This window comes from Halorussus litoreus (assembly GCF_003382685.1).
Taxonomy (GTDB): domain Archaea; phylum Halobacteriota; class Halobacteria; order Halobacteriales; family Haladaptataceae; genus Halorussus; species Halorussus litoreus.
This window is the reverse complement of sequence record NZ_KZ859503.1, coordinates 59,727-71,760: the sequence shown is the minus strand read 5'-3', so window position 1 is coordinate 71,760 and position 12,034 is coordinate 59,727. Positions and strand designations below refer to the sequence as shown.

9 protein-coding genes are annotated in these 12,034 nt (G+C 67.6%); 3 read left to right on the top strand and 6 right to left on the bottom strand.

Annotation, left to right across the window (positions count from 1 at the left end):
- Nucleotides 1-354: 354 nt before the first annotated feature.
- Together DPQ64_RS00340 and DPQ64_RS00335 are read right to left on the bottom strand one after the other, a co-directional pair.
- Nucleotides 355-1,446, bottom strand: a complete 1,092-nt coding sequence (locus DPQ64_RS00340; protein WP_115862363.1) for a DNA topoisomerase IV subunit A — start codon at nucleotides 1,444-1,446, stop codon at nucleotides 355-357.
- Nucleotides 1,443-3,851, bottom strand: a complete 2,409-nt coding sequence (locus DPQ64_RS00335) for a DNA topoisomerase VI subunit B (protein ID WP_115862362.1) — start codon at nucleotides 3,849-3,851, stop codon at nucleotides 1,443-1,445. Before DPQ64_RS00335 ends, DPQ64_RS00340 begins: the two co-directional genes overlap by 4 nt.
- Nucleotides 3,852-4,038: 187 nt before the next feature.
- Here DPQ64_RS00335 and DPQ64_RS00330 point away from each other — a divergent pair, with 187 nt between their 5' ends.
- Genes DPQ64_RS00330 through DPQ64_RS00320 form a run of 3 tightly spaced genes read left to right on the top strand, consistent with a single transcriptional unit; the run spans nucleotide 4,039 to nucleotide 6,223 of the window.
- Nucleotides 4,039-4,968, top strand: coding sequence for an ABC transporter ATP-binding protein (locus tag DPQ64_RS00330; protein ID WP_115862361.1), 930 nt, complete (start codon nucleotides 4,039-4,041; stop codon nucleotides 4,966-4,968).
- Complete coding sequence (locus DPQ64_RS00325; RefSeq protein ID WP_115862360.1) at nucleotides 4,965-5,717, top strand: ABC transporter permease; 753 nt, start codon at nucleotides 4,965-4,967, stop codon at nucleotides 5,715-5,717. Before DPQ64_RS00330 ends, DPQ64_RS00325 begins: the two co-directional genes overlap by 4 nt.
- 56 nt (nucleotides 5,718-5,773) lie before the next feature.
- Nucleotides 5,774-6,223, top strand: a complete 450-nt coding sequence (locus DPQ64_RS00320) for a pyridoxamine 5'-phosphate oxidase family protein (RefSeq protein ID WP_115862359.1) — start codon at nucleotides 5,774-5,776, stop codon at nucleotides 6,221-6,223.
- A 19-nt stretch (nucleotides 6,224-6,242) separates the two neighbouring features.
- Here the strand turns inward: DPQ64_RS00320 and DPQ64_RS00315 are convergent, their stop codons facing one another.
- The 4 genes from DPQ64_RS00315 to DPQ64_RS00300 form a co-directional block, all read right to left on the bottom strand.
- Nucleotides 6,243-6,998 carry an ABC transporter permease gene (locus DPQ64_RS00315; RefSeq protein WP_157971534.1) on the bottom strand — a complete coding sequence of 252 codons (756 nt, stop codon included), beginning with the start codon at nucleotides 6,996-6,998 and terminating at the stop codon, nucleotides 6,243-6,245.
- A 157-nt stretch (nucleotides 6,999-7,155) separates the two neighbouring features.
- Nucleotides 7,156-8,301 carry an ABC transporter substrate-binding protein gene (locus DPQ64_RS00310; protein WP_115862357.1) on the bottom strand — a complete coding sequence of 382 codons (1,146 nt, stop codon included), beginning with the start codon at nucleotides 8,299-8,301 and terminating at the stop codon, nucleotides 7,156-7,158.
- Nucleotides 8,302-8,424: 123 nt separating this feature from the next.
- On the bottom strand, nucleotides 8,425-9,495 hold the full coding sequence (locus DPQ64_RS00305) for a hypothetical protein (protein WP_115862356.1): 1,071 nt from the start codon (nucleotides 9,493-9,495) through the stop codon (nucleotides 8,425-8,427).
- Nucleotides 9,496-9,930: 435 nt separating this feature from the next.
- Nucleotides 9,931-12,033, bottom strand: a complete 2,103-nt coding sequence (locus DPQ64_RS00300) for an outer membrane protein assembly factor BamB family protein (RefSeq protein WP_115862355.1) — start codon at nucleotides 12,031-12,033, stop codon at nucleotides 9,931-9,933.
- Between the last annotated feature and the right edge of the window lies 1 nt (nucleotide 12,034).

The following is a 12,034-nucleotide window of genomic DNA, read 5'->3' as shown; positions in this document are numbered from 1 at the left end:
AGGGAGTGAGGAGGCTGGGGAGGTGTGAGGCTCGCTGTAGCGGTTGCGGTTCTCATATGTCGAGGCAGTAGCTAGCTCCACTGAGCTTCTGATTTCCGATTTCGTTGGGGTGAAGCTAGCTATTCCCGAGGCATATGAGAAACCGCACAGCACTGCGACCGCACCGCGACAACCTCGTCCTCCCCAACCGCTTGCGGTCCTCGGCCTCCGGCCTGCGGTCCTCAGCCCTCGCGCGATTTGGCGCGAGATGAACTCGCGCCAGCACGCGCCGGAGTGGAAGGTGAATCAAGCGTACGCACTGGTCGACTCGAAAACGTCGTGAGAAGATTCGGCGGCCGCAGTTAGCTCCCGGACTTACAGCACGCCCATCTCGTCCAGTCGCTCCGGCAGATACGTCTCCGTGACGAAGTCCAGCCCGTGAGATGCCAGCGACTGCTGTTCGGACTTCTTCTCGATGTCGAGCTGGATCTCGATCTGCTCTTCCCAGTAGTCGGTCTGGAAGCGCGGGTCCTCCAGTTCCGATTCCAGCGCGTTCACGTCCGAGTCGCTGAGCGGGTCGGTCGGCAGGTCGTACTCCACGATGTCCTCGGGTTGGATGCCGATGAACTCGGCCTCCGGCGTGGCCAGATACTCGCTCAGGTGGGCCGACTTGATGGAGCCGTACGACACCGAGCCGAAGATGCGGTAGGACCACGGGTCGCCGTCAGTGAACACCGTGACCGGGAGGTCGAGCTCGTCGTGGAGGCGCTTGGTCAGACGCCGGGTCGCGCGGGCGGGCTGGCCGCCGAGGTGGACGACGATGCAGTCGAACTCGTCGTCGAAGCCGTTCTCGACCAGTCGGTCGCGCATACCACCCGTCTCCACGCACATCACGAAGTCTGCGTCGTTGTCGAGAAACTCGATGGTGTCGACGTTGTTCGGAATCTGGTAGCCGCCCTGGCCGACGTCGTCCTGACAGTGGATCTCCCTGTCGCCGCGGTTGGTCTGCTCGCGGATGAGCAGCGGGCCCATCACCTTCGCGCCCGACTCCTCCGGGCGCATGTGGAAGTCCTCGCGGGTGACCTCCGAGACGATTTCGAGGTCCTCGACCAGCTGGTTCGACTCGTCCTGCGAGGTGAATTGGGCCTCGTCGACGTCCCAGCTCTCGCTGAGGTAGTACAGTTCACGCAGGGTGGACGACCGATCCTGTTCGAGCTGCTCTTCGAGGAAGTCGATGGTGTACACCGCCTTCAGGAGCTTGCGCGCGCCCCGGACGCTGTTGGCGCTCCGCGTGCTCTCGCGCTCGCCGTACACCCACACGTTCTCGTCCTCGTCGAAGACGATGTTGCTCTTGGTCCGCGTGGGGACCGACATCTCGGGGATCTCGCCGCGCTGGAACTGGTCGTAGAAGTTCGCGGCGAGGTCGATAAGCTTCTCCTGGGCCTCCGCTTCGTTGTCTGCGCTCATGATTCGGTGTTGGTCGTGAGTTTCGCGTCCTCGATTCCTTCGACGCTGACGTCGAACGATGCCTCGCCGTCGACCTCGTACTCCAGGACGGCCTCGTCGCCGCTGTCGACCGTCGGCGACCACTTCACGAACCACTCGCCGTCCATGTCGACCGCGGTCGCGCCGTCCGAGAGGTTCGTCGGCTCCCTACTCACGATGTCGGTCAGCTCCACCGACTCGTTCGTGCTGGTGTGGTTCTCCACGACGAGTCGCACCTCGCCGTCCTCGACTTCGCGTTCGACGAGCACGTTGTTCATGATGCGGGCCATCGCGTCGCCGTACTCGGGCTCGCCCTCGCCGGTCACGTCGGCCAGCTTCTCGGCCATCTTCGGCAGGATGGAGGCGATGACGTTCTGCTTCTTCTTGCGCTTTTGCATCGACTTGCGCTTGTTGAGGTACGACTTGAGCTCCCGCGCGGCCTCCCGGATGGCGAGTTCGATCTCGTCTTCGATCTCCGGGACGTTCGCCACCGCGTCCTTGCTCTCGCTGGTGAACGGGACGTTGGTCGACGCGACGTGGACCATGATGACCGCCGGGCCGTTCGGGATGCCCGAGCCGCCCGGCTGGTCGAGGTTGTAGTTGCGCCAGCCGATGGACTTCACCACGTCGGTCGTGGCGCAGGCCCCGCGCTGGTACACGAGCGGCACCCGGTTCGCGAAGCGCAGCACGTCGGCCTGTCCCTCGGCTTCGAGGTCGCCGCCGTAGGCGATGCCAGCCTCCACGATGAACGGGTCGCCGCCGTGAACGTCGGCGTCGCGGGTCGAGGCGGCGTAGAAGTCCGCCTCGTACTCCTTCTTCAGCCCGGCCTCGACGAGTTCGTCCGTGATGGGCGACAGGCAGTTGGTCGGCGGTGCGATGATGTCGGTCTCCTTCATCGCCTCCAGCAGGTCGCTCGCCACGTCGCGGTCGTCGACGAACGCCCGGACCTTCGGCACCTCGTCTGGCACCGTGACCAACGTCGCCCACACCTCCATCACGACGTTCTCGCGCGCGGTGTCGCCGAACGTGGCGTCGTCGTACTCCTCGGTCTGGTCGGCCGCGCGGTCGACGTACTCGACGAGTTCCGCGTGGGTCGCCCGGTCGCGCTCGCGGCCCTTCTCGAACCGCTTGGCGAGCCGTTCGGCCAACCCGTTGATGGCCTCGTCGTCCTTCCGAGTGCTGGTGGCCTTGTCGACCAGTCCGTAGAGGTCGCTCGTTCGCTCGGCGGTGAGTTCGGCCCACGCGGCCTCGACCGCGTTCTCTTGAACCGTGTCGCCGAACGTGGTGTCGTGGTCCTCGCCGACTTCGTCGGCCGTCTCGGCGACGATGTCGACTAGTTCACTGTGTGCGACGCGGTTCCGGCTACAAACCTTGTCGGCGACCTCGTCGCCGAACGCGGCGGTCGCGTCCTTGCCCTTGTTGGCGACCGCACCGGCGACCGCGCGTGCGAGGTTCGACTTCTCGTGGTTCCCCGGCGGCTTCCACGCGGCTTCGCGGCCGAAGTGGCGGTCGCGGAACTCGTCGAGGATGGAGTCGGCGGTCTTCTTCCCGACGCGGGTGAACTCCGACTGCACGAACCCCGAGACGCTGTGGGAATCGGTCGCCGCGAGCATCTTGAGCAGGGTACCGAGTTCGACGCCGTGGGGGTGCGGGCGAATCTCCTCGGTCTCGGCCGGGAGGTCGGCGCGCTCGGCGCGCTCGAACTGCTCGGCCTCGTCCATGCTCGGCTCCTTGAACGTGATGCGGGCGTGGGGGTTGACGACCGCGGTATGCTTGATGTACTGGAGGAGCTGGGAACGCGCCCGCATGTTGGCCTCCATCTCGAGTTCGATTCGGGTCCCGTGGGTTCGGTCCCACGAGGTCGTCTCCGAGTGTCTGATCTCGGGCTCGTTGTCGTCGGTATCGATGACCAACTCGAAGTACTCGGCGTCGGCGCTGCCCTTCGTCCGGCTCGTGATCTTCGCGGGCTTGCCCGAAGTCAGTTGCGAGTACAGTACAGCCGCTGAAATACCGATCCCCTGCTGACCGCGGGACTGCTCTCTGGCGTGGAACCGCGAGCCGTACAGCAGCTTCCCGAACACCTTGGGCACCTGCTCTTTGGTGATGCCCGGCCCGTTGTCCTCGACGACGAGGGTGTAGTAGTCCCCCACGTCGTCGATCTCGATGTAGATGTCGGGCTTGATGCCCGCCTCTTCTGTCGCGTCGAGCGCGTTGTCCACCGCCTCCTTGACGGCCGTGACCAGCCCTCGGGCCCCGCTGTCGAACCCGAGCATATGCTTGTTCTTCTCGAAGAACTCGGCGATGGAGATCTGTCGCTGGCTCTCGGCCAACTCCTCGGCGATCCCCTCTTCCTCCTCGTCGCCGAGTGTCGACTGGATCGATGGCATTCTGTGGAGAGTGGTAACGACGGCACATTTAAAGGTGTCTCGGTAGACCGGAGTGAAAGTGAAAGTGGAGAACGAACGGCCTCCCGTGTATCGAATCCGGCCGCTCGATTCCGCGAGCGAAACCCACCTATCGGCCCCGCCGGGCGTAAACCACCTATGGCTCCCCGCCGTACGACCCACGAACGCGATGGTGGGGGACGAGAAGACCGAAGGGGATTCGAGCGTCGGGACCCGGACGAGCGCCCGAGGGTCACAGGAGCCGACCGGCGAGAGCGACACCGAGCCGAAAATAGAACGGCGCGGCAATCGGCGTGAACCCGCTATTGGCGGCGATAAACCGGAGACTGCGATAGCAATCGACGGCCTGACGGTCGACTTCGAAGCCGTCCGAGCGCTGCGCGACGTGGACCTCCGGGTCGATTCCGGCGAGTTCGTCACCGTCATCGGGCCCTCGGGGTGTGGCAAGACCACGCTGCTCCGGACCGTCGGCGGACTTCAGGAGCCGACCGACGGACGCGTCTGCGTCGACGGTGAGTCGCCCGACAGCGCCCGGCGACGCGGTGAGTTCGGCTTCGTGTTCCAACAGCACGCGCTCCTGCCGTGGAAGTCCGCGCTGGAGAACGTCGTCTTCCTCCGGCGGATGGCCGGCAAGTCCGCCGACCGCGAGCGCGCTCGCGAACTGCTCGGGACGGTCGGCCTCGCGGGGTTCGAGGAGTCGCGACCGGCCGAACTCTCCGGCGGGATGGCCCAGCGGGTCGCCATCGCGCGGGCGCTCCACCTCGGCGCGGACGTGCTGTTGATGGACGAACCGTTCGGCGAACTCGACGAACTCACCCGCGAGGAGATGGGCGTTGAGGTCCGGCGGGTGTGGCGCGAGCGGCGCAAGACCGTGCTGTTCGTCACCCACAGCGTCTCGGAGGCCGTCTTTCTCGCGGACAGGTGCGTGGTGATGAGCGACGCGCCGGGCGAGATCGAGGGCGTGTTCGACGTGGACCTACCCCGGCCACGCGACGAGTCGGTGTACGGCACCGAGGCGTTCCAGGAGCAGGTCGCCGCGGTCCGGACCGCGCTCCACGAGGGGTACGAGCGACGCCGTTCTCTCGACGAAGGACCATGAGCTACGCCGACCGGGTGCCGGCCGCCCGCCTCTCGCTCCCCGCGGCCGCACTGGCAACCGGCGTATTGGCGTGGTGGGCGGTGGTCGCGCTGCTCGACCTCCCGCCGTACCTGCTCCCCACGCCCGCAGCGGTTGCGGACCGGCTTCTCGTCAGCCCCGACCTCTACCTCCGGAACGCGTGGGTCACTCTCCGGACCATCGCGACGGGCGGACTCGCCGGCGTCCTCGCGGGATTCGGCATGGCCGCGGTGGTCGCCCACTCGACGTTCCTCCGGCGTGCGCTCTACCCGTATCTCGTCACCGCGCGCGTGCTGCCGAAGGTCGCGGTCGCGCCGCTCCTGCTGGTGTATCTCGGCACCGGCAGTGGCACCGCGGTCACGTTCGTCGCGCTCGTGGCCTTCTTCCCGACGTTCGTGAGTTCGGCCGGCGGACTCCGAGCCACGCCCGAGGCGCACCTCGACCTGCTCCGGTCGGTCGACGCGGGGCCGGTCAGGACGTTCGTTTTTGTCCGGCTTCCGGCCGCGCTCCCCGCCGTCTTTGCCGGCCTCAAACAATCGGCGGCGCTCGCGGTCGTCGGAGCCGTGGTCGCCGAGTGGGTGCTGACCGACGAGGGACTGGGCTACCTCGTGCTCGTCGGCGCGGAGAACGTCCAGACCGACGTGGTCGTCGCTGCCGTGGTCGTGCTGTTCGTCGAAGGGCTGGCGGTGTACGGAGCGGTCGCGGCGGTCGAGAACTGGGTGTCGTGGTAGGTCGGCGGCCCGCGATCACCACAGTCGTTTTCTATCCTCGGGTGGGACACGTACGCATGGAGGGGCTTCGGTGGGTACAACTGGGTGATTCGGAACTGGACGAGTTCCTCGGGACGGGCGGCACGGGAGTCCTCTCGTTCTCGACGGACGCGTCGGAACCGCCGTTCTCGCTGCCGGTGTCGTACGGGTACGACGCCGGCGGTGGGAGCTTCTACTTCAAACTCGCGTTTCCGCCGGACAGCGGGAAAGCGGACGTGGTGGACAGCCCCGTCACGTTCGTCGTCCACGCGAGAACGGACCGGGGGTGGCGGAGCGTGGTCGCCACCGGCGAACTCGAAGACCTGACGGACGCCGACTACGACGCGACCGCCGTCCAGGGGATGTGGGCGGTCGACATCCCGAAAGTCGACGTGTTCGAGCGACCACCCAAGGAGGTGCCGTTCCGCCAGTTCCGGCTCGTTCCGGAGCGTCTCACCGGCCGGAAGGAAGTCGCGAGCGACGACTGAGCGGTCGGCCGCCTCGCCGTCATCCCCAGTCGAACCGGCGCTCGGCCAGCGCTGGAAGCAGATAGAATCCGACGCCCAGTAGCGCCAGCACGCCGAGTGCGGCGACCATTCGAGCGGTCTGGAGGTAGGTCGAGGCCCGGAATACCCGGTAGCCGATGCCCGCGTCGAGGGTGAGGAACTCCGCGACGACTGCCCCGACGACCGACGCCGCGGCCGCGATCTTCAGCCCCGCGAAGGCGTGGGGCGCGGCAGCGGGCAGTCGAACCTGGAGGAACTGCTGGACCGTGGAGGCCCCGACCGACTGCGCGAGCGCGACGTACTCCTCCGGCGTAGTCCCCAACCCCTGATACGTCGCGATGGTCACCGGGAAGGTCGCGAGTGCGGCCGCGAGCAGGGCGCGAGCTCCCATCCCGTCGCCGAACCACCGGAACACCAGCGGCGCGACCGCGATGACGGGGACCACTCGGAGCGCGACCACGTAGGGCCGGACCACGGTCGCGGTCGTGTCCGAGGCGGCCATCGCCCCCGCGAGCAGACCGCCGACGAGCGCGCCCGCGAGGAGGCCGAGCCCCGCCGTCGCCGCGGTCACCCCGGCCGCGTCGAGCATCGTCGGCCAGTGAGTCGCTAACGCGGCAGCCACGTCGCCCGGACCCGGGAAGACGACGGCCGGGAGCGTCGAGCGCCGGGCGGCGAGCCACCACGCGAGCAGTACGACTCCGGCCACGAGGAGCGGCGGGAGCGTCCGCCCCGCCAGCCCTGCCGCTCGGGTTCGCACGCGTTCGCGGCTCCGGGCCGCGAACGCGTGCGAACCCGAGCGCGCGCCCGGTTCTGTGGACGGTCGCTCGGCCGTATCCGTGGACAGGCGCGCGCTCGGGCCCGACTCCGACGAACTCGACGACGAGCGCGACTTCGACGAGCGCGAGGTCACGGAGTCAGTTGCCGCCTCCCGCGGTGGTGGTTTCGTCGTTCCCACTGCCGGCTGTCGTGGTCGAACCTCCACCGCCGGTGGTCGTGGTCTCGCCGATCGACACCCGCGAGGCGTAGTCGCCGACGTACTCGCTGTCGGGATCGAGGTACTCGTTGGTCCAGACCGATTCGGGGTCGACCTCACCGCCGAGCAGGTCGGCGTCGAGCAGCGCCTCGTAGGTGGTCGCCCACGGCTCGGATTCGCTCCAGCCCCAGCCCTGCTCGCGGACCGCCTCCGAGAGGACGTAGCCGTTGGCCATCTCGACCCACTTCGCGCGCTCGACTTCTGCCGACTGTTCGAGCGAGGAGTTGGCCTCCACGAGCAGGTCCGTAGCTTCGCCGGGGTTCTCGGTCGCCCACGCCGCGCCGCGGGCGGTCGCGCGCAGGAAGCCCCGCACAGCGTCGGGGTTCGAGTCGGCGAAGTCGTCGTTGGCGGCGACCACGTGGCCGTACGACGGAATCGCGTCCGCGACCGGAATCGAGAACACCTCGCTGGCGTCTTGCCCTGCGGTCACCGCGTCGCCGAAGACGCCGCCCGCCGCGTCGATGTCCCCGGCGAGAAGCTGCTGGACCGTGTCGAATCCCGAGTCCACGAGTTCCACGTCCGAGAGCACGCCGCGGCGCTCCAGCAGTAGTCTCGTGAGAATCCGGACCATCCCGGGACCCGTACCGACCGTCTTGCCCGCGAGCTGGTCCACGCTGGTGAACTCCCCGCCGAACGTCTCGCGCGTGGTGAACACCACGACCGGGCTGCGCTGCATCACCACGCCGGCCGCCGTGGGCGAGAGCCCCCGGGTGTTGACGTTCAGCAACTGGTCGGCGCTCGTGATCGCCAGGGGGGTGTTGCCGAGCCCGACCTGCTTGGCCGAGAAGTCCGACCCCTGACCGCTCTCGATGTTCGTCACCTCGACGCCCGCCTCCTCGTAGAACCCCCGAGCTTGCGCGGCGTAGTAGGGCACGTGTAGCCCGTTCGGCTTCCAGTTGAGCAGCAAGCTGACGCCGTCGTCCTGGCCCGCCGTGACGCCGACCGCACCCGTGAGTCGGGCCGCCCCCGTCAGTCCGACTGCACCCGCACCTGTCGCGCGAAGGAACTGTCGTCGTGTCTCCCCCATGTTTCCGTAGGGACCACGGCTGTCAGCCGTATAATGGTTCGGGCGGACGGGGCCGTCCAGCGGTAAAATAGTGTGAGCGAATCGGGAGTCCATCGGTACTCGAAGGCGCGAGTCAACCGATAATCAGGACTCGTCGGATTCCTCGTCAGTCGTGGTCGTTCCCTCGGCAGTTCCGTCGTCGGTCGTCGTCCCCTCGTCGGTCGCGCCGCTTCGCGCTTCGGCCTTCGTCGTCTCGGTCGTGGTGGTCTCGTCGTCGGCCGCGTCGGCAGTCGCCGTTCCACCGTCCGCGGTCTCTTCGGTGGTAGTCGGCCCCTCTGCGGTCGTCTCGTCCCCGACAGTCGTCTCCTCCGTCGCAGGTGCGTCTTCCAGCGTCTCACCGGCCGAGACGCCAGACACCGAAACCTCGGTGAGATTCATCCCCTCGACTTCCGCAGTGTCGGCGCTCATCGCGGGCCGGTCGGAGTCGGCTTGCTCGTCTTCCTCTGACTGGTTGTCCTCCGCAGCGTCCTCCTCGTTCTCGGACGCCGCCGTCGAGACGTTCTCGACCGCATCGCCGCTCACGGTCGCGTTCTCGACCGCGAGTCCGTTCACTGTCCGGTTCTGGAGGACCGCGAGGTCGATGACGAGTCGGGTCTGGACGTCGAGGTTCCCGGTCTCGTTCAGCAGGGCGTCGGCCAGCGACTCGTCGCGGATGGTGACGTTCGTGAGCGTCACGTCGGTCGCTTCGCCGGTCGCCTCGACCTGCTCGACGCTGACGCCGCTGTACGATTCGTTGCTCGCGTTGTCCTCGCCCGTCGCGTTCTCCACCGTGAGGTCGTCGAACTGCGCGTCGAGCAGGGTGACGTTCCGGAGCACCAGTCGCTCGACCGTGACGTTCCGGACGCTCAGGTTCGTCGCGTCAGCCGCGGCCGCGGTGTCGTTCGTCGCCGTCTCGTTCCCGCCCGCTTGCGTCGTGGTTCCCTCGCCCTCCGGTTCGGTCTGCTGGGCTTCCGCCGTCGTTTCCTCGGCCTCGGTCGGCGTCTCCCCGGCCTCGGTCGTCTCTTGGGTCTCCGTCGTATCCTGAGCGACCGCTGGCGACGCGTCGCCGGCGGAGCCGGTCGCCCCGACTCCGAGCGCGCCGGCTCCGACGACGGCCCCCGCCGCGAGGACGGCTATCGCCGCGAGCAATGCGGTCGCTGTCGTTCTCTCGGTCATTCCGCGGCCCGCTACGCCGAGGCGCGGGATAAACGACCGACTCCGTTTCCCGCGGCCCCGAGCGACCGTGCGAACCGTTTCACGCTCCACCCGAGATTTCGGTCGGGGGTCGGAGGTTATCGCGGACGTAACGCAGGGTATTCCGGACTTCCGGCCGCTCTGGGAGTACGCTTAGCGCGGGTTGTCCGTTCCACTTCTAGCGGGCGCGTGCGGGCGTGACCCGGTTAGGTGTGCGGTTACTGGTGTTCGCTGGCTCCGATGCTGTTTCGTATAGCGAAAGACGGTACAAAGCTAGCTACTGCCGAGACCGACGAGCGACCGTGGCCGCCCCGCTCCGTCGCGACTGCGCTGCGAACCGCGAAACCGACGAATTACCTCTCGACCCGATTCCTGCTCGCCCCGACTCCTTCTCGAATCGGTTATCCCCCGAGACAGCTACTCTTCAAAGCCGCCCGAGGACCACACCGTGATCTCGTCGTCGACCGCGACCGCGAGGTACTGGGTCTGCTCGACGGGGTCGTCCCACACCACGGGCGCGGGGGTGATCCGGTCGGCGTCGGTGTTCGCGCTCCAGATGCGCTCGCCCGTCTCGCTGTCGAGCGCGTAGACGTGGCCGCCCGACGACGGAACGAACACGACCCCGCCGCCGGTCGCGGTCGTGCCACCGGGCCAGATGCGCCAGTGGGACCACGAGGAGTCCACGTCCGGGAGGTCGGTCCGCCACGCGAGGTCACCGGTCGCGGGGTCGACAGCCTGCACGAACGCCGTGTGAGAGGTGTCCTCGGAAGCCAGCCGCGAGCCGCCCTCCGCGAGCGAGATGTCGCCCTCCGTGTCGTACTCCCAGTCCGGGTCGTAGGAGACGCGCTGGGCGGCGTCGACCGCCGCGACGTAGCGCATCCCGCTTTCGGGGTCGTACGCGCAGGGCGGCCACTCTGTCGCGCCGATGGTGCCCGGCCAGCACGTCCCGGCGTTCTCCTCGCCGCGGGGCGGCAGCGCGAGGAAGTGGTCGGCCCACTCGTGGTCCTGCTTGGTCCACGCCGCGGTACGTTCGAGCAGTCGTCCCGTCTCGGCGTCGTACACGTACGTCCAGCCGGCCTTCTGGTCGGTCGACACCGCGCGGCGCGTCTCGCCGTCGACTTCGAGGTCGAAGACGGTCGGGGTGTCGTGGCTGTCGTAGTCCCAGAGCTCGTGTGCGAGCTGCTGGCTCGCCCACTCGATGTCGCCCGTGTCGAGGTCGATGGCGACGATGGAGTTCGAGTGCTTGTTCGGCCCCGGCCGGACGATGCCGTTCATCATCGGACAGGGGTTGCCTACCGCGTAGAAGACGTTGTTCGTCTCGGGATCGAACGCGGGGCTCATCCACGGTGCGTTGCTGGCGAACCGCCAGCTGTCACCGATCCACGCGTCCTTCGGTGCCATATTGACCTGCCAGTTTATCTCGCCGGTCTCCGCGTCGACCGAGGAGGCGTAACACCAGCCACCGAAGTCGCCGCTCATGCCGACGAGAATCCGACCGTCGTACGCGATGGGAGCCTGCGAGATGGACATCCGGCGGGGCTGGTCCATCTCATCGAGTTGCTCGTCGGTGAGCATCAGCGTCTCCCACTCCTTCTCGCCGGTGTAGCGGTTCAGCGCGACCAGATACGAATCTGTCGTGGCGAAGTACACCTTGTCGTCCCACACCGCCACGCCGCGGTTGCGGCCGGTCTGGCCAGCCGCGTTCTTCGGGAGCGCGTACTTGAACTGCCAGTACTTCTCGCCGGTGCGGGCGTTGGCCGCCACGACGGCGAGGTTGCTGGTCGTGTAGTACATCACCGGCGGGTCCGACGGCACGATTATCGGGTTGGTCTCGATGCCCGCGCTGTCGGTCGGGATGGTGTACTTGCGTTCGAGGCTGGAGACGTCGTCGGCGTCGAGCTGGTCGGCGGGCGTGTACCCGACCTGTCCCAGCCCCTTGTCGTAGCTCAGCCACGAGTCGCGGCGCTCGGCGTCCTCGCGGAGCATCTCGGTCGAGACGGAGAGTTTCGGCATCTCCTCGTCGGCCGCGCCGGGGCCGGGCGGCTGCTGCTGCTGTTCGGTCCCGCCGCCACCGTTCACGCCTTCGCCCGACACCTCGATGTCGCCGACCATCGAGTTCGGGTGGACGCTACAGATGTACTGGGCCATCTCCTCGGTCGCTTGGAACGTCAGCGTGTACGTCTCGCCCTGCGAGGAGTACACGTCGGTCCCCATCAGTCGGTTGCCGTCGGCGTCCTGGATGACGAAGTCGTGGGGCGCGCCGTCGACGTTCTCCCAGACGACCTGATACTGGTTCCCGGCCTCCAGTTCCATCGTCGGGTTGTTCTGGCCCTCGATGCTGGAGGGGGCGCGGCCGGTCCATCCGGAAATCGCGCCGCCGAAGGCGAATTCGGTGGCGAAGTCCTGCACGTCGAAGCGGACGTGCTCGTCCTCGCCGCGGGCCTCCGGCCCGGTGTCGATGTAGTGCGGTCGCTCCTCCGGTTCGATCTCCTCGGTCTCGGGGTCGATGTCCGCGGTCATG